General features: G+C 72.3%; 23 protein-coding genes. 7 read left to right on the top strand and 16 right to left on the bottom strand.

All coding sequences use genetic code 11. The features are described 5' to 3' along the window. The 4 genes from AC1DP1_RS22330 to rimP all read right to left on the bottom strand — a co-directional run. On the bottom strand, positions 1-400 hold a 400-nt coding region (locus AC1DP1_RS22330), incomplete at its 3' end, for a translation initiation factor IF-2 N-terminal domain-containing protein (RefSeq protein WP_477508705.1). A 99-nt stretch (positions 401-499) separates the two neighbouring features. Continuing rightward, positions 500-841: a YlxR family protein gene (locus AC1DP1_RS22335; protein ID WP_477508706.1), complete on the bottom strand. Its 342-nt coding sequence runs from the start codon at positions 839-841 to the stop codon at positions 500-502. Positions 842-901: 60 nt separating this feature from the next. Continuing rightward, positions 902-1879: a transcription termination factor NusA gene (gene nusA / locus AC1DP1_RS22340; RefSeq protein ID WP_300045661.1), complete on the bottom strand. Its 978-nt coding sequence runs from the start codon at positions 1877-1879 to the stop codon at positions 902-904. Further along, the gene (gene rimP / locus AC1DP1_RS22345) at positions 1879-2376 is read right to left on the bottom strand and encodes a ribosome maturation factor RimP (RefSeq protein WP_477508707.1); all 498 of its coding nucleotides are present in this window, start codon (positions 2374-2376) and stop codon (positions 1879-1881) included. Before rimP ends, nusA begins: the two co-directional genes overlap by 1 nt. A 116-nt stretch (positions 2377-2492) precedes the next feature. Here rimP and AC1DP1_RS22350 point away from each other — a divergent pair, with 116 nt between their 5' ends. Both AC1DP1_RS22350 and AC1DP1_RS22355 read left to right on the top strand, forming a co-directional pair. Continuing rightward, positions 2493-3008 carry a hypothetical protein gene (locus tag AC1DP1_RS22350; RefSeq protein ID WP_477508708.1) on the top strand — a complete coding sequence of 172 codons (516 nt, stop codon included), beginning with the start codon at positions 2493-2495 and terminating at the stop codon, positions 3006-3008. After that, entirely contained in the window at positions 3005-3439 is a 435-nt protein-coding gene (locus tag AC1DP1_RS22355; protein WP_477508709.1) for a ferritin-like domain-containing protein, read from the top strand. Before AC1DP1_RS22350 ends, AC1DP1_RS22355 begins: the two co-directional genes overlap by 4 nt. A 280-nt stretch (positions 3440-3719) precedes the next feature. Here AC1DP1_RS22355 and AC1DP1_RS22360 read toward each other — a convergent pair whose 3' ends face one another. The 3 genes from AC1DP1_RS22360 to AC1DP1_RS22370 form a co-directional block, all read right to left on the bottom strand. After that, positions 3720-4436, bottom strand: coding sequence for an HAD family hydrolase (locus AC1DP1_RS22360; protein ID WP_477508710.1), 717 nt, complete (start codon positions 4434-4436; stop codon positions 3720-3722). Between the two features lie 18 nt (positions 4437-4454). Next, a complete protein-coding gene (locus AC1DP1_RS22365; RefSeq protein ID WP_477508711.1) occupies positions 4455-5573 on the bottom strand; it encodes a fibronectin type III domain-containing protein in 1119 nt (372 codons plus the stop codon). Positions 5574-5658: 85 nt separating this feature from the next. Further along, positions 5659-7437, bottom strand: coding sequence for a proline--tRNA ligase (locus tag AC1DP1_RS22370; protein ID WP_477508712.1), 1779 nt, complete (start codon positions 7435-7437; stop codon positions 5659-5661). A 123-nt stretch (positions 7438-7560) separates the two neighbouring features. Between AC1DP1_RS22370 and AC1DP1_RS22375 the strand changes: the two genes are divergently transcribed. Beyond that, positions 7561-8565, top strand: a complete 1005-nt coding sequence (locus AC1DP1_RS22375; protein WP_477508713.1) for a hypothetical protein — start codon at positions 7561-7563, stop codon at positions 8563-8565. 128 nt (positions 8566-8693) lie between these two features. On the opposite strand, the gene AC1DP1_RS22380 is transcribed toward AC1DP1_RS22375, so the two are convergent. Continuing rightward, positions 8694-11279, bottom strand: coding sequence for a CHAT domain-containing protein (locus AC1DP1_RS22380; RefSeq protein WP_477508714.1), 2586 nt, complete (start codon positions 11277-11279; stop codon positions 8694-8696). A 79-nt stretch (positions 11280-11358) separates the two neighbouring features. Here AC1DP1_RS22380 and AC1DP1_RS22385 point away from each other — a divergent pair, with 79 nt between their 5' ends. Next, on the top strand, positions 11359-12648 hold the full coding sequence (locus AC1DP1_RS22385) for a S8 family peptidase (protein WP_477508715.1): 1290 nt from the start codon (positions 11359-11361) through the stop codon (positions 12646-12648). A 21-nt stretch (positions 12649-12669) separates the two neighbouring features. Here AC1DP1_RS22385 and AC1DP1_RS22390 read toward each other — a convergent pair whose 3' ends face one another. The 6 genes from AC1DP1_RS22390 to dxr all read right to left on the bottom strand — a co-directional run bounded on the left by AC1DP1_RS22390 (position 12670) and on the right by dxr (position 18507). Next, positions 12670-13128: a hypothetical protein gene (locus AC1DP1_RS22390; RefSeq protein WP_457191062.1), complete on the bottom strand. Its 459-nt coding sequence runs from the start codon at positions 13126-13128 to the stop codon at positions 12670-12672. Beyond that, complete coding sequence (locus tag AC1DP1_RS22395; protein WP_477508716.1) at positions 13125-13667, bottom strand: RNA polymerase sigma factor; 543 nt, start codon at positions 13665-13667, stop codon at positions 13125-13127. The genes AC1DP1_RS22390 and AC1DP1_RS22395 overlap by 4 nt, the downstream gene beginning before the upstream one ends. A gap of 140 nt (positions 13668-13807) precedes the next feature. Beyond that, complete coding sequence (locus AC1DP1_RS22400) at positions 13808-14659, bottom strand: GNAT family N-acetyltransferase (RefSeq protein WP_457191066.1); 852 nt, start codon at positions 14657-14659, stop codon at positions 13808-13810. Between the two features lie 50 nt (positions 14660-14709). Beyond that, positions 14710-15861, bottom strand: coding sequence for a flavodoxin-dependent (E)-4-hydroxy-3-methylbut-2-enyl-diphosphate synthase (ispG, locus tag AC1DP1_RS22405; protein ID WP_457191068.1), 1152 nt, complete (start codon positions 15859-15861; stop codon positions 14710-14712). Positions 15862-16024: 163 nt separating this feature from the next. Next, positions 16025-17371: a M50 family metallopeptidase gene (locus tag AC1DP1_RS22410; protein WP_477508717.1), complete on the bottom strand. Its 1347-nt coding sequence runs from the start codon at positions 17369-17371 to the stop codon at positions 16025-16027. 50 nt (positions 17372-17421) lie between these two features. After that, positions 17422-18507: a 1-deoxy-D-xylulose-5-phosphate reductoisomerase gene (gene dxr / locus AC1DP1_RS22415; RefSeq protein WP_477508718.1), complete on the bottom strand. Its 1086-nt coding sequence runs from the start codon at positions 18505-18507 to the stop codon at positions 17422-17424. A 26-nt stretch (positions 18508-18533) separates the two neighbouring features. On the opposite strand from dxr, the gene AC1DP1_RS22420 reads away from it, so the two are divergent. Then, entirely contained in the window at positions 18534-19598 is a 1065-nt protein-coding gene (locus tag AC1DP1_RS22420; RefSeq protein WP_477508719.1) for a tetratricopeptide repeat protein, read from the top strand. 21 nt (positions 19599-19619) lie between these two features. Then, positions 19620-20870, top strand: coding sequence for an AAA family ATPase (locus AC1DP1_RS22425; RefSeq protein WP_477508720.1), 1251 nt, complete (start codon positions 19620-19622; stop codon positions 20868-20870). 4 nt (positions 20871-20874) lie between these two features. Here the strand turns inward: AC1DP1_RS22425 and AC1DP1_RS22430 are convergent, their stop codons facing one another. Beyond that, positions 20875-21483 carry an AMP-binding protein gene (locus AC1DP1_RS22430; RefSeq protein WP_477508721.1) on the bottom strand — a complete coding sequence of 203 codons (609 nt, stop codon included), beginning with the start codon at positions 21481-21483 and terminating at the stop codon, positions 20875-20877. Positions 21484-21485: 2 nt separating this feature from the next. Beyond that, positions 21486-22934 (bottom strand): M1 family metallopeptidase, encoded by a 1449-nt coding sequence (locus tag AC1DP1_RS22435; RefSeq protein ID WP_477508722.1) that lies wholly within the window; start codon positions 22932-22934, stop codon positions 21486-21488. A gap of 198 nt (positions 22935-23132) precedes the next feature. Between AC1DP1_RS22435 and AC1DP1_RS22440 the strand changes: the two genes are divergently transcribed. Beyond that, the gene (locus tag AC1DP1_RS22440; RefSeq protein ID WP_477508723.1) at positions 23133-24026 is read left to right on the top strand and encodes a serine protein kinase RIO; all 894 of its coding nucleotides are present in this window, start codon (positions 23133-23135) and stop codon (positions 24024-24026) included. Positions 24027-24054 lie beyond the last annotated feature (28 nt).

Below are 24054 nucleotides of genomic sequence, written 5' to 3' on the forward strand. Positions count from 1 at the left end.
GCCGGGCAGCAGGCGCCGCCGGCTCGGCGGCCGGGGCCGCGGTCTCGGCAGGCGCCTCGGCAGGCGCCTCGGCAGGCGCCTCGGGAGCCGCGGGGGCCTCAGCGACCTCGACGACTTCGGGGGTCTCGGTGGCTGCAGGGGCCGGTGCGGGCTTGGGGCCGGGCTTGGGCGCGGCCTTCTTGGCGGCGGGCTTGTCGGCCGCCGCAGTCTCGGCGGGGGCTGCGGCCGCTGCGGCCTTCAGCTCGTCGCCGTACTGCTTCTTGAAGCGCATCTCGACGGGCGGCTCGACAGTCGACGATGCCGACTTGACGAACTCCCCCATCTCCTTGAGCTTCTCGAGAACGAACTTGCTCTCGACTCCGAACTCCTTGGCGAGTTCGTGGACTCGGGTCTTTGCCACGGTTGTTTCTGTCTCCTTCTGGTCCGTGACCCCAGAAGGAGAGGGGAAACGGAACAGCTAGTGGGTGTGCACACTCATTACGAGTTACTCATCGAGTGCTCATGAGCTGCGTGCTCCAGTTTCTGTTCGGTGCTGCGGTGAATCGGACTGGTGGATCTCGGCGAGGTGGTCGGCCACCGGCGCCGTGCTGAGCCCCTCGCCCGAGCGGAGGGCCCGGGGAAACGCTCGGCGTTGCACCGCGAGCTGCCAACACTCGGGCGTGGGGTGGACGTGCGCCCCGCGGCCGGGTGACCGGCGGTCCGGATCGGGCACCAGGGCTGGTCTGCCCTCGGTGTCCGAGCCTGCAACCACACGCAGCAACTCGCTCGCAGCGGCCTTCGCGCGACAACCCACACAGGTCCGGACGGGTCCGGGCGCAGGGGTGTCAGTCGTGGTGGCCACTGACCTCCACTCTAGCCGGTGTGACCAGTGGTTTACGAACTGGGCGTTCGCGGGGCCGGGCTACTCCGGCGCGGGAGCCTCATCCGAGCGGATGTCGATGCGCCAACCGGTGAGCCGGGCGGCGAGGCGCGCGTTCTGCCCCTCCTTGCCGATGGCCAGGGAGAGCTGGAAGTCGGGCACGACCACCCGGCACGATCGTGCGGCGAGGTCGACGATCTCCACCGAGGTGACCCGGGCCGGCGAGAGCGCGTGCCCGACGAGCTCGGCCGGGTCCTCGGCCCAGTCGACGATGTCGATCTTCTCGCCGTGCAGCTCGCTCATCACGTTGCGCACGCGCTGGCCCATCGGACCGATGCAGGCGCCCTTGGCGTTGACGCCGGGGACGGTCGAGTGCACCGCGATCTTGGTGCGGTGGCCGGCCTCGCGGGCGATGGCGGCGACCTCCACGGTGCCGTCGGCGATCTCGGGCACCTCGAGCGCGAAGAGCTTCTTGACCAGGGTGGGGTGGGACCGGGAGAGCGTGATCTGGGGGCCGCGCATGCCCTTGCGGACCGACGTGACCAGGCACTTGATGCGCTCGCCGTGGACGTACTTCTCCCCCGGGACGCGCTCGCTGACCGGCAGGATGGCCTCGATCTTGCCGAGGTCGACCATCACGTCGTCGGGGTTGCGCCCCTGCTGGATGATCCCGGAGATGATGTCGCCCTCCTTGCCGGCGAACTCCCCGAACTTGATCTCGTCCTCGGCGTCGCGCAGCCGCTGGAGCATGACCTGCTTGGCGGTCGTCGCGGCGATCCGGCCGAAGCCCTGGGGCGTGTCGTCGTACTCCGCACCGGCCGTGCCGTCCTCGTCGATCTCGCGCGCCCAGACGGTGACGTGACCGGACTTGCGGTCCAGCTCGACGCGCGCGGGGTGCGAGGACTCGGTGGCGCGCTGGTAGGCGGTGAGCAGGGCCTGCTCGATGGCCTCGGCCAGCACCTCGAAGGAGATCTCCTTCTCCCGCTCCAGCATGCGCAGGATGCTCAGGTCGATGTCCATCAGTCGTCCTTCTTCTCGGCCTTCTCGGTCTTGCGGTTGAACTCGATCTGCACGAGCGCCTTGGCCACGTCGGCGTAGGCGACCTCGTGCTGCTCCCCGGACACGTCCAGGGTCGCCGAGTCCTCGGACGAGGTCAGGATGCGGCCGGTCAGGGTCGACCCGTCGGTGAGGGTGGCCTTGACCAGGCGGTCCTCGTTGCGGCGCCAGTGGCGCGGCAGCGTCAGGGGGCGGTCGACGCCGCGGGAGGTGACCTCCAGCGTGTAGGGCATCTCCCCCATCACGTCGGACTCGTCGAGCACCCGCGACACCTCGCGTGTCGCGTCGGCGACGTCGTCGAGGGTGACCCCGCCGTCCTTGTCGACGGCGACGCGGAGGACGCGGCGCTTGCCCGCGGGGGTGACCTCGACGGCCTCGACGTCGAGGCCCATCGCTTGCAAGGGGTCGACCAGCTCCGCCTCGATGCGGTCCCGGGTGGCGTCCTGGTGGGGGGTGCTCATCGGGTTGCGACCTCCTTGTGTAGTTGTCCGGGGACCACGATAGCCGCCCCGACCCGGGCCGCCACAAACACCCGTGGCCGGTCCGGACCGGGCCACGGGGCGGCTAGGGTTCGGGGGTGCCCGGACGCTCGCTGACCCGTCGTACGGCAGTGGGCGTGGCACTCGTCGCTCCCCTGGTCGCGACCGCCTGCGACATCGATCCGCCGTCTCGCGACCACGGGTCCGCCGACGCGGCGCCGCCTCCGCCCGAGGACTCCGAGCTCGTGACCGCGGTCGTCGCGGCACTGGTCCGGGCCCGGTCGGTGGTGGAGGCCGCGACGCTCTCGGTCCCCGACCTGACGCCCCTCCTGGAGCCCGTGGCGACCGCGCACGCCGCTCACCTCGAGGTGCTCGAGGGAGCGGTCGCCGACGCGGACGTCCCGACCCCGGCGCCGCCCCGCGTCCACGCCGACCGGGCAGGGGCGCTGACGGCGGTGCGTCGCTCGGAGCAGCGGCTGCTGCGCGAGGTGCGCCGTGGGTGCGTCGACGCCGCCAGCGGCGACCTGGCGCGCGTGCTGGCCAGCATGGCCGCGTCCACCGCACAGCACGGTGCGGCGCTCGCCGACCCCGCGGCCGGGCAGGAGGCGTCGTGACCGTCCTCGACGCCCTCCAGGCGACCCTCGCCGACGAGCACGCCGCGCTCTACACCTACGGCGTCCTCGGCGCGCGGACGTCGCAGGCCACCTCCCCCGTGCTCTTCGAGACCCTGACGTCCGGCTACCGCCGCCACCGCGCCCGTCGCGACCAGCTGCAGCTCATGGTGCGCGACGCCGGCGGCGATCCCGTCGCCGCCGAGGTGGCGTACGACCTCGACGGCTCGCTGCTCCGTGCGCCCCAGATCGAGCGTGCCGCGGCGGACCTCGAGGCCGCGAGCGTCGAGGTGCTGCTCGCGCTGGTCGCGCAGTCGACGGCATCCGTGCGCGAGTGGGCGCTCACCGAGGCGACGTGGTCGGCGGTGTGGGGCCTCCAGCTCGGCCAGACCGCCGAGACGTGGCCCGGAGCTCCCGAGCTCGACCAGGCCTGAACGGCTCGTCCTAGGTGGGCGCACGTGCCCTGACACAGGGAAAGCGGCCCGCGGCCTCAGCCTTTGGGAAAGTCCCGAGATCTCTCCCAAAAGCCGAGGACGCGGACCGCCATGGGGTTGGTCAGCATCACCCTGTGTCGCCCAACCTGTGGGGGTGGTGGAGCGACATGCACAATCATGCATTCGATCCGCCAGATGCGAAAGCCGGATCCACTTGCATGTTCCTGCAACGCACGAAGTTGCAGAAGTGCCACGCTCAGGACGTCGCGGCCGCCCCTCCTCAGGAGGCGTCGAGCCGACGTACGACGTCCGGGACCTCGCGGAGGGACGTGATCGTGGCGTCCGGCTCGCCCTCGGTGTGGCCGACTTGGTTGGCGGGGATCGACGACAGCGGGACGTGGATCGCCCGCATCCCCGCGTTGTGGGCGCCCCACACGTCGTCGAAGAGCCGGTCCCCCACGTAGACGCAGGCAGCCGGGTCGCTCACGCCCACCGCGTCCATCGCCGCTCCGAAGGCGAGCGGCGAGGGCTTCGTCCAGGAGACCTCGCTGGTGTAGACGTCGCCGTCCACGAGGTCGTAGACCCCGTCGCGCTCGAAGAAGCCGACGTGCCACTCCCGCGGCCAGATGGTGTTGGACAGCACGCCGACCTTCACCCCCGCGGAGCGCAGCTCCTCCCACGTCGGCCGCACCTCGGGGTCGGTGAGCGTGTGCGGCTCCCAGAACTCGTAGTAGGCCGCGAGCAGGTCGGGGTCGTGGTCGAGGCCCGCCTCGGTGAAGAGGTCGGCGATGGTGGCGCTCTGCTGGTGGTCGCGGCTGCGTCCCCAGATGACGTCGCCGGCGCGGTGCAGGCGCTCGGCGTGGGCGTGGTGGTCGTCGTCCGGCGACGGCGTACGTCGTACGGCCTGGGCGAGCGCCATCGACTCGGCGTGGAAGTCCACGTCGTGCCAGCGGGTCAGGGTGCCGCCCCAGTCGAAGATGACGGCCTCGATGTTCATCGGCCGCACCCTAGCGCCCTAGGTGCCGGGCCGGACCGCTCGTCGCGCCGACCAGTCCCCGTGACCGAGTGCGTTCACCGCGCGCACCCGGAACCAGTAGCGGCGGCCCGCCTCCAGCCCGGTGACGACCAGCCGCTCACCGTCGGAGCCGATCGTCCGGCCGGTCGCACGCCGGTGCCGTGCGACGCGGACCTCGTAGCCGGTCACCGGGCTGCCGCCCGTGCGCGACGGCGGGAGCCAGCGCACGCGTACGCCGTCGCTCAGCGCGCGGGCCCGCACCCGCCGGGGGTTGCCGGGAACCGTCGTCGCCGTCGGGGCGGACGTGGTCGGGGCAGACGTGGTCGGGGCGGGCGTGGTCGGCCCTGAGGTTGGGGAGGCGGGCGGGGAGGCGGTGGGCACGGCCGGCGGCGCCTCGCCGTCGAAGCCGAAGTCCTGCGTCGTGGTGGTGGCGAAGCGCACCCTGAGGCGCGTGCTGGCACCGGGAGGCGCGGTGGGGGGCAGTCCGCTCGGCGGGTCGTCGATCCTCACCAGGACGTCACGATCCGCGACGACGTAGGGGACGCGGTAGCTCCCGGCGGCGTCCGAGGTGTAGCTGAAGCCGCCCTCCGAGCCGTCGTTGACGAAGACCCGAGCGCCTGCGATTCCGGGCTCCCCGAGCTCACGGACCCCGTCCCCGTCGTGGTCGTTCCACACCACGCCGGCCACCGACCCCACCGGCGCGACGGTCCCGAGCTCGGGGACGGCCGTCGTCGAGTCGGTGTCCACCTGCACCACGTGCCCTCCGGCGGTCTGCGTCCAGCCCTGGTAGGACCCGATGCGGATCGTCACGGCCCAGCTCCCGGCGGCAAGACCCGTCAGGATCCAGGTGCCGTCGGCCCAGGTGCACCTGTGACCCTCGGGCGCCGGGAGCGACACATGGTCGGCGCACACCCCGACCTGTGCCTGGTCGTCTCCCTCCAGGGGCGCCTCGCTGGCGTCCCGCACCCCGTCGGCGTCGGTGTCGAAGAACACCGTGCCGGTCAGGGTTCCGGTGTCCTCGGCGTGGGCGGCGGGTGCGCCCGCCCGGGCGGCCACGGCGACGGCGACGGCGACCGCGACCACGAGGACGGGTCGGACCACCGAGATCAACCTGCCCATGACGCCTCCTGGGGTTCCCCACAGGCTACGACCGGGCGACCCGTGTCGTCACGGACGGACGGGATGACGATCGGCGAGTCACCCGTCAGGAGCGGACGAGGGCCACGATGCGCGTCGCGGCAGACCCGACCGGGACGTCCTCGCGCTCGCCGGTGCGGCGGTCGCGGACCTCGACGTTGCCGTCGGCCAGGCCACGGCCCACGGTGACGATCGTCGGCACGCCGATGAGCTCGGCGTCCTTGAACTTCACGCCGGGGCTGACCTTTCCGACGCGGTCGTCGAGCAGCACCTCGACACCGGCGGCCTTCAGGTCCTGGGCGAGCACCTCGGCGGCGGCGAGGACCGCCTCGTCCTTGCCGGCGGCGACCACGTGGACGTCGGCGGGGGCGACGTTGCGCGGCCAGCACAGGCCCATGTCGTCCAGCGTGCCCTCGGCGATCGCGGCCACGGCGCGGGACGGACCGATGCCGTAGGACCCCATGGTGACGGTGACGAGCTTGCCGTTCTCGTCGAGCACCTTGAGCCCGAGCGCCTCGGCGTACTTGCGGCCGAGCTGGAAGATGTGGCCCATCTCGACGCCGCGTGCGGACTCGAGCGTCCCCTCGTCGCAGCTGGGGCAGGGGTCGCCGTCGCGCACGTCGGCGGCCTCGATCGTGCCGTCGGGCGTGAAGTCACGGCCGACGACGAGGTCGATGACGTGGGAGCCGGGCACGTTGGCGCCGGTGACCCAGCGGGTGCCCTCGACGACGCGCGGGTCGACGAGGAACCGGATGCCGGACTTCGACTCCTCCCCCAGCGCCTCGGGACCGATGTAGCCCTTCACGAGCGCCGGGTGCTTGGCGAGCTCGGCCTCGTCCATGGGCTCGACCTCGATCGGCTCGAGCTGGCCCTCGAGGCGCTTCTGGTCGACGTCGCGGTCGCCGGGCACGCCGATCGCGAGGGGTTCCCGGGTGCCGTCGGGGTGCTTGAGCACGACCATCACGTTCTTGAGCGTGTCGCCGGCCGCCCAGGGACGGTCGTCGCGCGGGTAGGCCTCGTTGAGGTGGGCGACGAGCGTGTCGATGGTGGGGGTGTCGGGGGTGTCCTCGGCGTGCGCGGCGGGCGCGTCGTCGTACGACACCGCAGGCGGGGCGGGCACGGCGACGGCCTCGACGTTGGCGGCGTAGTCGCAGTGCGTGCAGCGGACGTAGGTGTCCTCGCCGACAGCGGCCTTGGCGAGGAACTCCTCGCTCGCCGAACCGCCCATCGCGCCGGAGGTCGCCTTGACGATGACGTACTCGAAGCCGAGCCGGTCGAAGATCCGGATGTAGGCGTCGCGGTGCTTCTGGTAGGACTCCTCGAGCCCGGCGTCGTCGATGTCGAAGGAGTAGGAGTCCTTCATGATGAACTCACGGCCGCGCAGCAGCCCGGCGCGGGGACGCGCCTCGTCGCGGTACTTCGTCTGGATCTGGTAGATCGAGAGCGGCAGGTCCTTGTAGGACGAGTAGAGGTCCTTCACCACGAGGGTGAACATCTCCTCGTGCGTGGGACCGAGCAGGTAGTCGGCGCCCTTGCGGTCCTGCAGCCGGAAGATGTTGGGGCCGTAGTCCGCCCAGCGCCCGCTCGCCTCGTAGGGCTCCTTGGGCAGCAGTGCCGGGAACGACAGCTCCTGGGCGCCGATCTCGTCCATCTCGTCGCGGATGACGTCCTCGATCTTGCGGAGGACGCGCAGCCCCAGCGGCAGCCAGGTGTAGATGCCGGGCGCGGCACGGCGGATGTAGCCGGCGCGGACGAGCAGCCTGTGGCTCGGCACCTCGGCGTCGTTGGGGTCGTCGCGCAGGGTTCGCACGAACAGGGTCGACATGCGGAGGATGCGGCCAGTCATGGGCGCAACGATAGGGGTGGGCCCGTGGCGGCCGCGAACCAGATTGCCGAGTGGCGGAGGCAACCCCGACGACCCCGACGGCGTCTCCCCGGTGAGACCACGTCCTTTCCGGGGGTAACCACCATGCCGCGCTCCACCACCGTCCTCGGGGCCGCGCTGCGGCCCGTGCTCGCCAGCGCCCTCACCGCGCTCGCCGTCAGCGCCGCGATCGGTCTGCCCGCCGCGCGGGCGGCAGCGCCCACCGTCGACCTGCAGCCGCAGGCGCTGGCACGCGGCGCGGACATCGCTGTCCCCCACCTCCAGGACGGTGTCTTCGTCGACGGGGAGCGCCGCATCGAGCTGCCGGGCACCGACGCGGACGTCCTCGGCGCGTCGGGGGCCGCGTGGATCGCAGCGACCTGGACGAACAACCGGGTCGGCGAGCAGCGGCGGGCCCGCATCGTGCGGGTCGAGCCCGACGGGACCGTGCGCACGATCTTCGTCGGTTTCGAGTCCCGCTGGGCGCTGCTCAGCGAGGACGGCTCGCGGCTGGTGACGATGGCGGACTCCGGCTATCGCCGGGCGGAGGTGACGGTGCGGTCGGCGACCGACGGCTCCGAGGTCCGCAGCCGGGTCTTCGACGGCTGGCCCCAGGCCGTCACGGCCGACGACCGCAGGGTCGTGGTGCAGACGATGCGACGCGCCGTGCTCTGGCGCGTCGGGCCGGACCGCGTGCGGACCGTGACGCGCGATGCCGCCGGCGCCGTCAGCATCGAGCACGACCTGCTCGCCACCTCCACCAACGACCCGTACATCGGCGGGTGCACGCGTCTCGTGCGGTTGAGCGACCCGGGCACGACGGTGTGGCGGTCCTGCAAGGAGCGCGTCGCCGCCATCTCGCCGGACGGCACGCAGCTGCTGACCTTCCACATCCTCACCGACGGCGTGGGCCCGGGCAGGATCACCCTGCGCACCCTCCGCGGGAAGCGACTCGCCACCTGGACGACCGGGTGGTTCAGCGGCTGGCAGTGGGAGTCCCCCGGCACGGTGCTGCTCGAGGTCAACGGCACGCGGAAGTCGGCGACCGTACGCTGCACGCTGGCGGAGTGTGAGAACGCCACCGACCCCGTGAAGGTCACGCCACCCTGACTCGGCTGAGCGCCGCCGTGTGTTCGCTGCGGTCCGTCGGAGGGTGGCGGCAGATCGCAGCCGGCGTACCCCTCGACGTGCGATGTGCCGCCACCCCGCAGGCACCAGTCACAGAGGCGGCAGCGCCGTCAGATGCCGAGCACGGTGAACGACGCGGCGGTGGCGGCCAGCACGGAGTCACCCGCCGCAGCCTCGCGGGCAGCGAGCATCGCGTCGCCGAGCCCGCCACCCTGCCGGAGCCGGGCGTGGAGCGCGACCATCACGTCGACGGTCGCGGCGTCGTCGACCTCGGCGAGGCTCGAGACCACGCCGGCGGTGCCCATGGACAGCAGCGCGGCCGCCAGTCCGAGGAGCTCCTGGTCGCCGACCGGCTGCATGACGCCGGACTCGCAGGCCGACAGCACGACCCGGTGGGGCGGCCGCCCCAGGCCCTGGAGGTCGTGCACGAGCAGGGGTCCGTCGGCGAGGGTGAGCGAGGAGAAGAGCGGGCTGTCCTCGCGGAAGCGACCGTGGGCGGCGACGTGCGCCAGCGCCACCCCGTCAAGGGCCGCGAGGGCAGCCGAGACGGTCGCCGCCTCGCCGTCGAGCACCTCTGCCCGCGGGTCCTCGGCGGCCACCGCAGGCACCTCGGCGCCACCGCTGCCGAGCCCCGGCCCGACGAGCATCACCCGACGGTCGTCCGCCGGGGCGGACGTCCGGGCCCGCAGCCAGAGCCGCGCCGACGGCGTACCGGTCACGGGTCGGTGCGCCAGCGACGGGAGCAGGCCCCACGGGACGCCCTGCAACGCCGCAGGCGCGCAGACCACGACGCGCTGCTCCCCCACGCCGTCCAGCGCGCCCCCGAGCAACGCGCGCTCGAGCCGGGCGCCGGCCACCTCGAGCTGGGCCCGGCGCCCGCGAGCGGCCTGGCGCAGGGTGAACAACGAGAAGTCCACGGCAGCGGCAGCTGCCGCTGCATCGCCGACCACCCGGTGGCGTACGCGGCCGCGCCCCCCCACCAGTGCGTGCAGGACGCCGTCGAGCTCGGCCAGCTCGACGAGGACCGTGTCGTCCTCGGTGAGCGCCTCGAGGAGCGACCTGACGTCGAGGGCAGCGGCAGCCTCTCCGGATCCTCGCTCCTGCAACAGGCGACGGCGCACCGTCTGCTCGAGTCGGGTCGCACGCGCCTCGAGCGCGTCGGTGGGCGCTCCTTCGGAGCGGGCGTCGTCGAGGCGTTGGCGCTGGGCCCGGAGGGCAGCCAGGTCGGCGGCGGTCCTCGCGTCGTGGCGTGAGCTGCCGAGGGGCGTGGAGAGGGCCGTGGCGCGCCACCGTTCGGACCACCTCAGCAGCTGTCGCGCATCACCGCCGGCCATCGCGGTCCGGGTGCCGAGCTCGGCCAGGGCCGCTCCATGGCCGGCAGACCCAGCCCGGAGCTCCTGGCTGCCGAGGGTGGCCCGGTGCTCGTCGAGCGCACGCAGGCCGAGCTCACAGGCGCGCAGCACACCCCCCGAGTCACCTGCCAGCTCGCGCTCCCTGGCCCGCGCCAGCCAGCCGAGCGCCCGCTCGGAACCGGTGGTCGCGCGGCGGTAGGACGCCGCCTCGGCGAGCCAGTCGGACGCGAGTCCGGCCGCACGAGCCGACCGGACCCGGCTCGCCAGACCTGCACCGACGAGGAGAGCCTGCGGCAGCTGGGGCGCGCGAGCCTCGCGCATCCCCGCGACGACGCGCTCGGCCCGTCGCAGGAGGGGGGCGGGTGGCTCACCGGCGCGGTCCCGGGCGGTGATCGAGAGGAGGTCGGCCTCCAGCCGATGGACGTGCCGGGACTGTGCGCGCAGCAGCGACGAGCCCTCGTCGGCGGCCGACACCRCACGGTCCCAGTCGTCCGCGGCCAGTGCCGCACCGGCAACCGCCACCAGGAGGTCAGCCTCCTCGCGCGGCTGCAGCGGTCGGGCGACGAGAGCGGACTCGACGACGGCGAGGGCGTCCTGGGCGAGCCCCCCGGACAGGTAGGCAGCCACCTGGTCGAGGACGAGGTCGACGTTCGTCGTGCCCCGCGAGTCGAAGAACGCGGCCGCTGCGGCGTACTGCTCGAGCGCGCGCGGCAGGTCGCCGCGAAGGAAGGCCAGCCACCCGGTGTTGTGATCGGCGACGGCGACACCGGACAGGTCGCCGAGAGAGGCCGAGATCTCGCCGAATCGCGCGAACGCCTCGGCCGCCGACTCGACCTCGCCCAGCTTGACGTCGACCAGTGCCTGCAGGTTGAGCACGCGGGCCTCCCACACCTGGTCCCCCGAGCCGGAGAACAGCTCGCGGGCCCTCCGCAGGTCCGCGGCACTCTCCTCGAAGCGGGCCAGGAGGTGCCCGAGGACGTAGGCGCGTCGGTGGAGCACGCGCGCGAGGGGTACGCCGTCGAGCATGGTCGACGCCTCGTCCAGGTGCCGCAGACCGTCATGCATGCGACCGACGACGCACAGGGAGATGCCCAGGGTCGCCATCACGTCGGCCGCGCGGGCCGGGTCACCGGACCGCCGCGCCAGGCGCAGGGCCGTCCGCAACTCCCGCAGTGCCCCGTCCATGTCTCCGAGGTCACGGATGACGATGCCCACGACCTGGTGCCCGATGGAGGACAGCGCCGGATCAGGGTCCGGCACCAGGACCGTCTCGGCACGGACACGCGCCGCCCCGGGATCGACGAAGAGGTTGCGGAGCAGCTCCTCCGCCTCGTCGCGTTCCACCCGCTCATCCTCGCGGACGACCAGAGAAAACTCAGCCAAACCCCTCGGCCCGAGACCCGGTCGCCGCTAGCGTCGGACCATGTCAGGTGACTGGAAGATCGGCGACGACCGACGACGACGCTCCACCGACCAGATCCGCGCCTTCCAGAAGGCCAACGAGGGCGAGGTGGCCTGGGACACCTTGGCCCCCGCCGACTTCACCTTCGTCTTCCACCCGGACCGGGTCCTCGTGGACGGCGACGACGTCGAGGCGTTCGAGGGCCTCGTGGCGCAGCTCGGCGACCGGATCCTCACGGGCGAGCCGCGCCGTGACGACGTCGAGCTGCTCGGCGGCGACGTCGTGCGCTACGTGCTGCCCGAGCGCCGTGACGGTCAGTCGGTGCCCGAGGTGCTCGACTTCCTCGAGGACAACGGTCTGCGTCCCGGGGCCGCCTCGCCCGACCACTGGGTGCACGTGTCCCCGGGTGGCGGCGGCGGAGCCATGTGCCCCGCGATCGAGCCCCAGGAGACCGGGCTCACCGAGCCGTGGCCGCCGCAGGCGGACAAGACCGGGGGCAAGGGCGGAGAGGTCAGCGTCGTCGTCGTCGACACGGGTTGGCACCCGCCCGCCGCGACCGACCCCCGGACGCCGTGGCTCAAGGGCGTGAAGGGCGACGACGAGCTCAACGGCCCCGACCTGCGACCGTATGCCGGCMACGGCACCTTCATCGCCGGTGTCGTGCGGTGCGTGGCTCCGGAGACGAGGATCTACGTCGAGGGCTTCGCCATCGGCGGCGTCGGTGGGGGCGGGATCCTCGAGTCCGACCTCGTCGTGCAGCTCGAGCAGGCGCTGCGGCACGACCCGCAGGTCATCAACCTCTCGGCAGGCTGCCGGACCCGCCGCGACCGGCCCTCGATCCCCCTGCGGAAGTTCCACCGCCGGCACCTGGAGGGGCGCGACTGCGTGCTCGTCGCGGCCGCCGGCAACGACTCCTGGGCCGCACCCTTCTGGCCCGCCGCCTTCGACTGGTGTGTGGGCGTCGGCTCGCTCGACCGGGACGGGCGCGTCTCGAGCTTCTCCAACTTCGGGGTGTCCGCCGACGTCTACGCGCTGGGGCGCAATCTGGTCAACGCGTTCCCCGACGGCACGTTCGAGTGCAACGAGACGCCTGACAAGGGCGACATCCGGGTGTTCAGCACCGGCATGGCGCGGTGGAGCGGCACGTCGTTCTCAGCCCCGGTCGTGGCGGCGCTCATCGCCCGCGAGATCAGCGAGACGGGCGCGTCGGCGCCGGACGCGCGCGACGCCGTGCTGAGCCGCGCCAGGACCGACTCCGACCCGACGATCGGGCCCCACCAGGAGCTGCGCCAGCCCTACCCGCACGCCTGAGGGCGGGGCAGGGCCGGCGTCTCAGAGCTCGATCCAGCGACTGGTCGCCGACCGCGCGGCGTCGCGCACCGTGAAGCGCACCGACCCGGTGGGCTCGGCGGCGAGGGCGAAGAACCCCACCTCGTCGAGCGCGGTGGTCCAGCTATGCCCGTCGGAGGTCTCGACCACGACCTCGACGGACCCCATGTCACCCTCGAAGTCGAGCAGCTGTCCGCGGACCTGGCCGTCGTCGAGCTCGGCGTCGAGCGACCATCCCTCGGCTGCGGTGAAGTAGAGGATGCGCGACGTGGCGAGTCCCCTCACCTGGGCAGCGGGCTCGTCGCGCGAGTCGCGGACGAGGGTGAGCATCTCCCACTCCGCATCGAGGTCGGCGGCAGCGACGGCAGCGATCATCGTCGCGACGAGGCCGGGCGGCGGCGGGTCGTAGGTCATCCACATGTCACGCAGTTCCTCGAGGAGAGCGGCGTCCCCATCAGTCATCGCTCGCCTCCTTTCATCAGAGCGGTCCGGACCTTCGCCAGACACCGGGCCCGGGTGGGTCCGATGCTCCCGACCGGCATGTCGAGGTCCTGGCTGATCGACTGGTAGTCGGGGCGGTCCATGAAGGCCACGACTCTCAGCAGCTTGCGGCAGCGCTCGTCGACGGTCGCCACGGCCCCCCACAACCGTGACGCCTCGTCGTCGAGCATCGCGAGCGCCTCGGCCGACTCCGCGTCCGGGAGTGCGGCGTGCAGCGTCTCGTCCTGCACCGGGGTCGCACGTCGCGCGGCCCTGGCATGGGCGGCTGCGCCGCGCCTGGCTGAGGTGATCAACCAGGACGCGACCGCCTGCGGGTCCTCGATGGTCCGGTGGAGGCGTACGAAACCGAGCCAGGTCGCCTGGATCACGTCCTCGGCGTTCTGGCGGTCGTGCCCGTATGCCCGCACCACGTGCCACAGGACCGGTGTCATCGTGGCAACCAGCTCGTCCATCGCTGCGGCGTCCCCCGAACGCCAGGCGACGAACGCCCCACTTGCCATGTCCCACGGTGACTGGTCGGACTGCCCCTCAGCCCTTCGGTCCTCTGACATGGTGACCATTGTCCCCATGACAGCACAGGTACGCGCACACCCCTGCGTGATACATCCGGACAAGATTTCTTTTCCGGCGCTCGACCGACCTAGAACATCAGCGTCGCGAAGGTCGCCGTCTGCTCGAAGCCGACACGTGCGTAGGCCGCCCGCGCGGCGGTGTTCCACTCGTTGACGTAGAGCGAGACCACCGGCGCCACGCCGGCGGAGATGACGTGGGAGACCACGGCCGCCATGCCGCTCGTCGAGAGCCCCTCGCCCCGGCGGTCGGGGCGTACCCACACGCCCTGCACCTGGGCGGCGTACGGCGTCACGCAGGCGATCTCGGCCTTGAAGACCACGCCCTGGTCGTCGAAGCTCGCCATCGACCAGCCGCGGCCGATCAGCTGCTGGATCCGCGCGCGGTAGAGGTCTCCCCCACCCGCGTCGTTCTCGGGCGAGACGCCGACCTCCTCGGTGTACATCGCCACGCACGCGGGGTAGAGCCGCTCGAGGTCCTGCGGGGTGGTGACCCGCACGCCGGGGTCGGCGGCGATGGTCGGGACCCGCCGCATCTCGAGGTGCGGCTGGTCCGGACGGATCTCCCGCGGCGTCGCCCAGCGCGGCTCGATCTGCTCCCACAGCGCCGCCACGACGGCGGCGGGGCCGACGATGGTGCCGACGGTGTTGCGCCGGCGCAGCGCCACGTCGGCGAAGGCGCCCACGTCGTCCCGCGTGCACTGCACCGGGACGAGGTTGGCCCCGAGGTGGCAGCCCGCGACGAGGCGGTCCCCCTCGAACCGTCCCCACACCTGTCCGCCGAGCCACCGCTCGTCGAGGTTGGTGAGCCGGGCGCGGTAGTCGGCGAACACGTTGACGACCGGGTCCTGCTCCGCGAGCGCGATGAAGGCGTCCCGGTCACCCGGGCTCAGCACGCGCACCTGCTCGCGGGTCCTCAACACGCTTGGAGCCTAGTGGGAGCGAGCCGCTCGCTGTCGCGCCCCGGGGGACGTCAGGAGACGCTGACGCTCGCCTCGGCGCCTTCGACCGGCTCCATGCCCTCGGCGATGCGCATGGCCTCCTCGATCAGGGTCTCGACGATCTGCGACTCGGGGACGGTCTTGACGACCTCGCCCTTGACGAAGATCTGGCCCTTGCCGTTGCCCGAGGCGACCCCGAGGTCGGCCTCGCGCGCCTCGCCGGGACCGTTGACGACGCAGCCCATGACGGCGACGCGCAGCGGCACCTCCAGGCCGTCGAGGCCGGCGGTGACCTCCTCGGCGAGCTTGTAGACGTCGACCTGGGCGCGGCCGCAGGACGGGCAGGAGACGATCTCGAGGCGTCGCGGCTTGAGGTTGAGCGACTCCAGGATCTGGAGGCCGACCTTGACCTCCTCCACCGGCGGCGCGGACAGCGAGACGCGGATCGTGTCGCCGATGCCCTGGCTGAGCAGGTGGCCGAAGGCGACCGAGGACTTGATGGTGCCCTGGAACGCGGGGCCGGCCTCGGTGACGCCGAGGTGCAGCGGCCAGTCGCCGGCCGCGGCCAGCAGCTCGTAGGCCCGGACCATCACGACCGGGTCGTTGTGCTTGACCGAGATCTTGAAGTCGTGGAAGTCGTGCTCCTCGAAGAGGCTGGCCTCCCATACCGCGGACTCGACGAGCGCCTCGGGGGTGGCCTTGCCGTACTTGTCCATGATCCGCTTGTCGAGCGAGCCCGCGTTGACGCCGATGCGGATCGAGGTGCCGCGGTCCTTGGCGGCCTTCGCGATCTCCTTGACCTGGTCGTCGAACTTGCGGATGTTGCCCGGGTTGACGCGGACGGCCGCGCAGCCGGCGTCGATGGCCGCGTAGACGTACTTCGGCTGGAAGTGGATGTCGGCGATGACCGGGATCTGCGAGTGCTGTGCGATCTCCGGCAGCGCGTCGGCGTCGTCCTGGCTCGGACACGCGACACGCACGATGTCGCAGCCCGTGGCGGTGAGCTCGGCGATCTGCTGGAGGGTCGCGTTGACGTCGGAGGTCAGCGTCGTGGTCATCGACTGGACCGAGATCGGGGAGTCGCTGCCGACGCCCACCGAGCCCACCTTGATCTGGCGGGTCTTGCGGCGGGGGGCCAGGACGGGGGGCGGGAGGGCGGGCATGCCCAGGCCGACGGAAGTCATGGACCCATCGTACGGGCCGGGCAGCACGACACCGCTGCTCGGGCACGCCTCCCGCGCACGCCCGGGCAACGGCGCCCGTCGCAGGATTCCACAGCGACCGCGCCCGCTCAGGCGGTTGCGTGAACCTTTGCCTGCGGCCCATCCAACCCCGGTGCGGGACGGGTCAGCTCAGGCGCAGGGGTACGACGATGTCGGCGACGATGAGGACCACGCCCATGACCAGCATGGCGAGCCCCACGACGTAGGCCACCGGCAGCAGCTTGGCGACGTCGACGTGCCCGGGGTCGGGACGGCCGAGGAGCCGGGCGATGCCACGCTTGAGGCCCTCGTAGAGCGCACCGGCGATGTGGCCGCCGTCGAGCGGCAGCAGCGGCACGAAGTTGAACATGCCGATGAAGAAGTTGAAGCTGGCGATGAGGAACAGCAGCGTCACGACCTTCTCGGTGAGCGGGAAGGCGTCGCTGGCCGCTGCCTCGCCCGCGAAGCGGCCGCCGCCCACGATCGACACCGGGCTCTCGGGGTCGCGCTCCTGCAGGCCGACGATGGCGCGGCCGACCTCGTAGACCTTGACCGGCAGCTGGCCGAGGGCCTTGACCGTCTCGACGGCCATCGTCTCCATCTGGGTGGCGGTGTAGACGACGCCGCCGGTCTCGAGCCGGGTCTCGGGCTGGACGCCGAGGAAGCCCACCTCGGTGAGGGTCTGGTCCTCCATCGACGTCTGGCGCAGCGTGACGGTGGTGTTGGTGGTCAGCGTCAGCTGCTCGTCGCCGCGTCGTACCTCGATGACGGCGTCGCCGTCGGCGTTGGCGCGGATCTGCGACTGGAAGCTGTCCCAGTCGCTGAACGGCGTGCCGTTGAAGCTGAGGATCTCGTCGCCGGCCCGGAGCCCGGCCTCCTTCGCAGGCGTGGGCGGGTCGTCGGCGGCGCAGGCACGGCCCTGCTCCTCGACGGGCACCACGCACGCGGGCACGGCGGCGACGACGGGCTCGACGACCTCGTCGCGGGGGTTGCCGTAGGTCGCGAAGAGCAGGGTGAACAGGCCGAACGCGATGGCGATGTTGACCATCGGTCCGCCCGCCATCACGATCACCTTCTTCCACCACGGGAGGCGGTAGAAGAGCCGGTCGGTGTCGTGCTCCTTGACGTACTCCCACTCCGCGGCCCGGGCGTCGGAGATCAGCTGGGTGAAGAGGCCCGTGTTGGAGCGGCGGACCTTGTGGACCGCCTCGCCGTCCTCGTCGTACGTCGTCTCCTCGACGAGGTCCTCCGCGCCCGGGGGCAGCATCCCGACGATCTTGACGTAGCCGCCGAGCGGGATCGCCTTGACGCCGTACTCGGTGTCGCCGATCTGCTTGCTCCACACCGTGGGGCCGAAGCCGATGAACCACTGGGGCACCTTGCAGCCGAACTTCTTCGCGGGCACGAGGTGCCCGAACTCGTGCAGCCCGATCGAGACGAGGATCGCCAGGACGAAGGCGACGACACCCAGGGTGTAGAGCAGGGCGGACATGTGCGTGGGGTCCTTCTCGGGGTGGGGACGTCGGTGACGTCGGGGAAGCGTCAGATGAGGGCCGCGGCCTCGGCTCGCGCCCAGGAGTCCGCGGCGAGGACGTCGTCGACGGTGAGGTGCTCCTTCGATGGTACGTCGTGACGGTCCAGGACGTGTGCCACCGTGGAAACGATGTCGGGGAAGCGCAGCCGACCGTCGTGGAAGGCGTCGACGGCGACCTCGTTGGCGGCGTTGTAGACGGCGGGCGCCGTGCCGCCGCGCTCCCCCGCGGTCCGGGCCAGGGTGACGGCGGGGAAGACCACGTCGTCGAGGGGCTCGAAGCGCCAGTCCGCGGCCCGGGTCCAGTCGATCGGCGTCTCGGCGTCGGGGACGCGGTCGGGCCAGCCCATCCCGAGGGAGATCGGGACCAGCATGGTGGGCAGGCCGAGCTGGGCCACCACCGCGCCGTCGACGAACTCGACCATCGAGTGGATGAGCTGTTGCGGGTGGACGACGACGTCGATGCGGTCGAAGGGGATGTCGAAGAGCAGGTGCGCCTCGATGACCTCGAGGCCCTTGTTGACCAGCGTCGCGGAGTTGGTGGTGATCACCCGCCCCATCGCGAAGTTGGGGTGCGCGAGCGCCTGCTCCGGGGTGACGTCGGCGAGCTCCTCGGCCGTGCGACCGCGGAACGGGCCCCCGGACGCGGTGAGGACGAGGCGTCGTACCTCCTCGGCGGAGCCGGCACGGAGGCTCTGGGCGATGGCACTGTGCTCGGAGTCGACCGGCACGATCTGGCCCGGTCGCGCGCGCTCCTTCACCAGCGGGCCGCCGATGATGAGCGACTCCTTGTTGGCGAGGGCAAGCGTGGTGCCGGCGTCGAGGGCGGCCAGGGTGGGGCGGAGACCGACGGCTCCGGTGATGCCGTTGAGCACGACGTCGCACGGTCGTCCGGCGGCCTCGGTGGACGCCTCCTCCCCCAGCCCGGAGTACGCCGGCGCGAACTCCGCGACCTGGGCCGCGAACAGCTCGGGGTTGGACCCGCCGGCTGTCAGGCCGACCACGCGGAACCGGTCGGGGTGGGCGCGGACGAGGTCGAGCGCCTGGGTGCCGATGGACCCGGTCGAGCCGAGGATCACGATGTCGCGGGCAGTCACCCCTGCAGTTTGTCAGGATGGGCCCCGTGGACAGCGGAGGGGCGGACTGGCGGGCGCTCGCCCACGCCGAGCAGCTCCTCGACCTGCGCCGCGACGTCGAGGCGGAGCAGCGCTTCCGCGACGTGCTGACCGGTGACCCCGGGTCGGGCCGCGCCCTGCTGGGGCTGGGCCGCGCCCTCAACCGCCAGGACCGCCACGCCGAGGCGGAGCAGGTCGTGCGCAGCGCGCTCGCCCTCGACCCGGAGGACGCCGGGGCCCACCACGTGCTGGTCGACGTGCTGTGCGACCGCAACGACGGGACGGGAGCCGTCACGGCCGCCGAGTCCGGCCTCCGGCTGGCGCCGCACGACTTCACCTCGCACTACCAGTACGCCCGCGCGCTGCTGAGCCTGCGCCGTCCCCGCACCCGCGACGCCTACGAGGCGGCGCGGCGCGCGGTGGAGGCGGCGCCGCACAGCCCCGACGCCCACAACCTGGTCGGTCTCTGCCTCGACGCCCTCGGCAACCACGAGGGCGCGCAGGCGGCGTTCCGCAACGCGATGGCGCTCGACCCGCAGCACACGCTCGCCCAGAACAACCTCGCGGCGTCGGAGATGGATCGCGGGCGGCTCGGCCGGGCGGCCGGCCTGCTGCGGGGCGCCGTGGGCAGCGACCCCCAGCAGAAGCAGGTCCGCGACAACCTCGACACGGTGCTCCTCCTGCTCGGCAGGCGGGTGATGTGGTCGCTGTTCGCCGCCGCCATCGTGCTCGGCATCCTGCTCGTGACCGGCGCCCCGTGGTGGTCGCGGGCGCTCGCGGGAGCGGCGTACGTCGCGGTGGTGGTCGTCCTCGTGCGGCACGTGGTCCGCGACCTGCCGCGGGGCGTCGGGAGCTGGGGTCGCGGGCTGTTCCGGCGCACGCGGTGGCAGGGCAAGTACCTCCTCGCCCTGCTCGCGCTGCTGTCGGTCGCCGTGGTCGTGATGGCCTTCGCGCCGTACGCCGTCGCCGCGGGCGCCGGGATCGTCCTGGCCGGCGTCCTCCGCACGGTCGGCTTCATCTGCGTGGTCGGCTGGGTGGTCATGGCGCTCGTCAACCTCGTGCGCGGCCGCTGACGGCTCTCCTAGGGTGGGGCCGTGGACGAGCGCCTGATCGAGAGCCTGGCCGCCGCCGTGCGCGCCGCCCCCGACGACCTGCCGCTGCGGCTGCACCTGGCCGGCCTCCTCGTCGAGGCCGACCGCGGCGCCGAGGCGGTCGAGCACGTCGCGACCGCGCTCGCCAAGGACCCGACCTCGGCGCAGGCACGCGAGCTGATGGCGCGGGCGATGGGCACCGCTCCGACCGCGACGGATCCCGCAGCGGCTCCGGCCGAGCCGTCGGAGTCGCCGGACTCGTCGGGTGACGCGCCTCCGGCGAAGCCGTCGACCTTCGACTGGCACGCCGCCGAGTCCGACCTCGGCGAGACGGTGGGCCCGATGTTCGTCGACGGCACCACCGAGGACCCCGGCCCGTCGGCGTACGACGTCGAGGCGGCCGGGGTGCGGCTCGCCGACGTCGGCGGGCTGACGGAGGTCAAGAAGCGCCTGGAGGCGAGCTTCCTCGCGCCGCTGCGCAACCCCGAGCTGCGAGCGCTCTACGGCAAGTCGCTGCGCGGCGGCCTGCTGCTCTACGGGCCGCCCGGCTGCGGCAAGACGTTCCTCGCCAAGGCCGTCGCCGGCGAGCTGGGGGCGTCGTTCCTCCACGTGTCGCTCGCCGACGTGCTCGACATGTACATCGGCCAGAGCGAGCGCAACGTCAAAGAGCTGTTCGAGGTCGCCCGCACGTCGGCGCCCTGCGTGCTGTTCCTCGACGAGCTCGACGCCATCGGCGGCAAGCGCTCCCTCAACCGCAGCTCCGGGGCGCGGACGACGGTCAACCAGCTGCTCACCGAGCTCGACGGCGTCGGGTCGGACAACGAGGGCGTCTTCGTGCTCGCCGCGACCAACCACCCCTGGGACGTCGACCCCGCGCTGCGCCGCCCGGGTCGGCTGGACCGCACCCTGCTCGTGCTGCCCCCGGACCGCGAGGCGCGCGAGGCGATCCTGCGCACCCACCTGCGCGACCGGCCCGTCGAGCGCATCGACACCCGCCGCCTCGCCAAGGCGACCGAGGGCTTCAGCGGCGCCGACCTCGCCCACCTGTGCGAGTCGGCCTCGGAGAACGCCCTGATGGAGTCGGTCGGCTCCGGGCAGGTGCGGATGATCGGGATGGCCGACTTCGACCAGGCCCTGTCCGAGATCCGCCCCTCGATCGGCCCCTGGGTCGAGACCGCGCGCAACGTCGCGCTCTACGCCAACGCGTCCGGGGAGTACGACGAGCTCGCCAAGTGGCTGCGCAAGCGACGCTGAGCCGCTAGTCCTGCGGCGCGTCGRACGACCAGAACCTCAGGCCGCCGACGTCGACGAGCGTGGCCCCGGTCGGCACCGGCAGGTTCTGGTCGTCCGACGCGCCGAGGGCCTCGAGGACCGTGAGCGTGTCGGCGCCGTGGCGGGAGAGGACCGCGTCGCCGGGTACGTCGGCGCACCCGGCCGGGTCGGTACGACCGGCGCGCATCGCGACGTCCCACGGGACGTCCTCGCCGTCGGCCGACAGGACGACGCCGTCAGGGGTGCCGCGGACCACGACCTTCCCGGTGGCGCCGGGCGAGTCGTCGTACTGCACGACAGCACCCACCCGGGCGGCCGCGAGCACGGTCATGACGACGGTCCCCTGCGGCACGGCCCCGAGGGCCACCTGGTCACCTACCTCGACGCCGAAGGCGCGCAGCACCCCGGCGCACGCGGCCACCTCGGTGAGCAGCCGCGCGAAGGTGCGCTCCGTGCCGTCGAGGTGCGCCGCGACGTCGTCGGCGCGGCCGCGGACGACGTGGATGTCGAGCGCGTTGTAGCAGGCGTTGAGGAGGCCGGGGTGGCCGTCGACGGGCGGCCGGAACCACGCCACCCCGGTCGTCTGGCTGGTCATCGTCAGCCGAGCCCGTTGGCGGCCGTGGCGGCGGGCTTCGCGAGCGTGCGGAGCCAGGTGTCGAAGAACGAGCCGAGGTCCTGCCCGCTCACCCGGGCGGCCACCTCCTCGAACTCCGCGGTGGATCCGTTGCCCCCGCGTTGCTCGTGGATCCAGGTGCGCACGACCCGCCAGAAGGCCTCGTCCCCGACCCGGTTGCGCAGGGCCTGCAGCGCCATCGCGCCGCGCCCGTAGACCGCGCCGTCGAACACCTTGGCCGCGCCCGGGTCGTCGACCGCGACGTTCCAGAAGGCGGAGCCCGCGTCGACGTTGGCGTAGTAGTGGCGGAAGACGGTGTCGGCGGAGCGGCCACCGTGCTCCTCGGCCCAGCGCCACTCCATGAAGGTGGCGAAGCCCTCGTTGAGCCAGATGTCGGACCACTGCTCGACGGCGATGTCGTCGCCGAACCACTGGTGCGCGAGCTCGTGGACGATGAGGCTCGTGGCGCTGCCGCCGACCGCCGGGTAGGTGGGCCGGGTCTGGTTCTCCAGCGCGAAGCCCGGGTTGAGGCCGGTCGTGATGCCGCCGACGACCGAGAACGGGTAGTCGCCGAGGTCCTTCTCGAGGCCGGCGATGACCGCCGGGGTCTTCTTCATCAGCCGCATGCTGGCCGCCTCGTCGCGCTCGCCCAGCTGCTTCGAGACCGCGACGAGCCACGGCAGGCCGCGGTGCTTGCCCTTCTCGATCGCGAAGTCGCCGGCAGCGAAGAACGCGAGGTAGGGCACCATCGGCTCGTCGGCGCTCCAGTGCCACTGCGTCGAGCGCTTGCCGACCTTGCGGCCGCGCAGCTTGCCGTTGGAGACGACCTCGCGGCCGTTGGGGACCGTGATCTTCACGTCGACGATCGCCTTGTCGAGCGGGTGGTCGTTGGCGGGGAACCACCACGGCGCCATGTGCGGCTCGTTCATGGCGACGACCTCGGTCTCGCTGGCCAGCCAGTTGCGCTCCCCTGCGTAGGAGTACCGCGCCGGGTGGTCGTCGTACGCCACCTCGACGGTGTGCTTGCTGCCGGCCGCCAGCGGCTGCGCCGGGGTGATCCGCAGCTCGTGCCCGCCGTCGGTCTTGTCGAAGCTCGCCTTCTCGCCGTCGACGGTCACCTTCGACACCTTCAGCAGGAAGTCGAGCGAGAAGCTCGCGAGGTCCTCGGTCGCAGTCAGCTTGACCTTCGTGGTGCCGCTGAGCCGCTTGGACTCCAGCGCGTAGCGGTTGTCGATCTTGTACGTCGACACGTCGATGCCGCCGTTGCCGTCGAGCGGCCAGTAGGGGTCGCCGATGCCGGACGCCCCGTCGACGGGCGCCGTGGAGGCCCCGGCGCTCGCCGTGGCACCGCCCGCCCCGACGGCCAGGCCGGCGGCCAGCGCCGTCGCGAGGGCTGCGGACAGGACGGGGCGGTGGATCGGTCGCGTGGTCACCGTCCGAACCTAGCGCCCCTAATTGCGTTGCGGTGCCGAGCAGGGCCAGCGACCATGGGGGCGACGCGCCGCGAGTGTGTGCGTCCGCCACGTGCCGACCCGCACGCCGGTGCCCGTGAGACGAGAGGAGCCGTGACATGTCCATCGCTGTCCTCGGCCTGTCCGCCGACCACCTCTCGCACCAACGGAGCACCTACCTTGACTCACCGCATCCCGGAGGACTTCCTCCGGCCTGACGACCGTTCGCCCCTCGAGGGCATCGACGAGTCGTTCGTCTTCACCTACGACACCTACGCCGACGAGCTCGGCAAGGGTCAACGCTGGTCCCGCTGGCAGGACCTCGAAGCCCTCATGAAGGGCCCCGAACCGCGCCCCGACTGGGTCGTGACCTCCAGCGGCGCCATCGACACGGAGCTCGGCGTCCTCAAGACCGGCAAGGAGGCCGACGTCTTCCTCCTCGAGCGCGAGGACCCGCACCGTCCGGACGACGCCGTCGTGATGGCGGCCAAGCGCTACCGCGACACCGACCACCGGACCTTCCACCGCGCCGCGTCCTACACCGAGGGCCGCTCGATGAAGCGTTCCCGCGACAACCGCGCCCTCAAGCGGAAGTCCACGTGGGGCAAGCAGGTCGCGGCCGGCGAGTGGGCCGTCTCGGAGTGGAACGCACTCTGCCGCTGCTGGGACCTCGGCCTGCCCGTCCCCTACCCGGTGCAGATCGACGAGACCGAGATCCTGATGGAGTGGATCACCGTGACCGTCGACGGCGAGATCGAGACCGCCCCGCGGGTGGCCCAGGTCCGCCCGGAGCGCTCGGTGGTCGAGGGCTACTACGACCAGCTGCGCGACGCGCTGATCACGCTCGTCCAGGCGGGACTGGTCCACGGCGACCTGTCGCCGTACAACACCCTGGCTGCGGGCGACCGGCTCGTGATCATCGACCTGCCGCAGATGGTGGACCTCGTCGGCAACCCGCGCGGCATGGACTTCCTGATGCGCGACTGCGCCAACATGTGCGCCTGGTTCCGCTCGCGCGGGCTCGAGGTCGACGACCAGGAGCTGTTCGGCGAGCTCATGGCGCACGCGTTCTGAGCCGGGCAGCAGCGACCGAGGCACGAGG

Source organism: Nocardioides sp. P4_G10 (assembly GCF_056401175.1).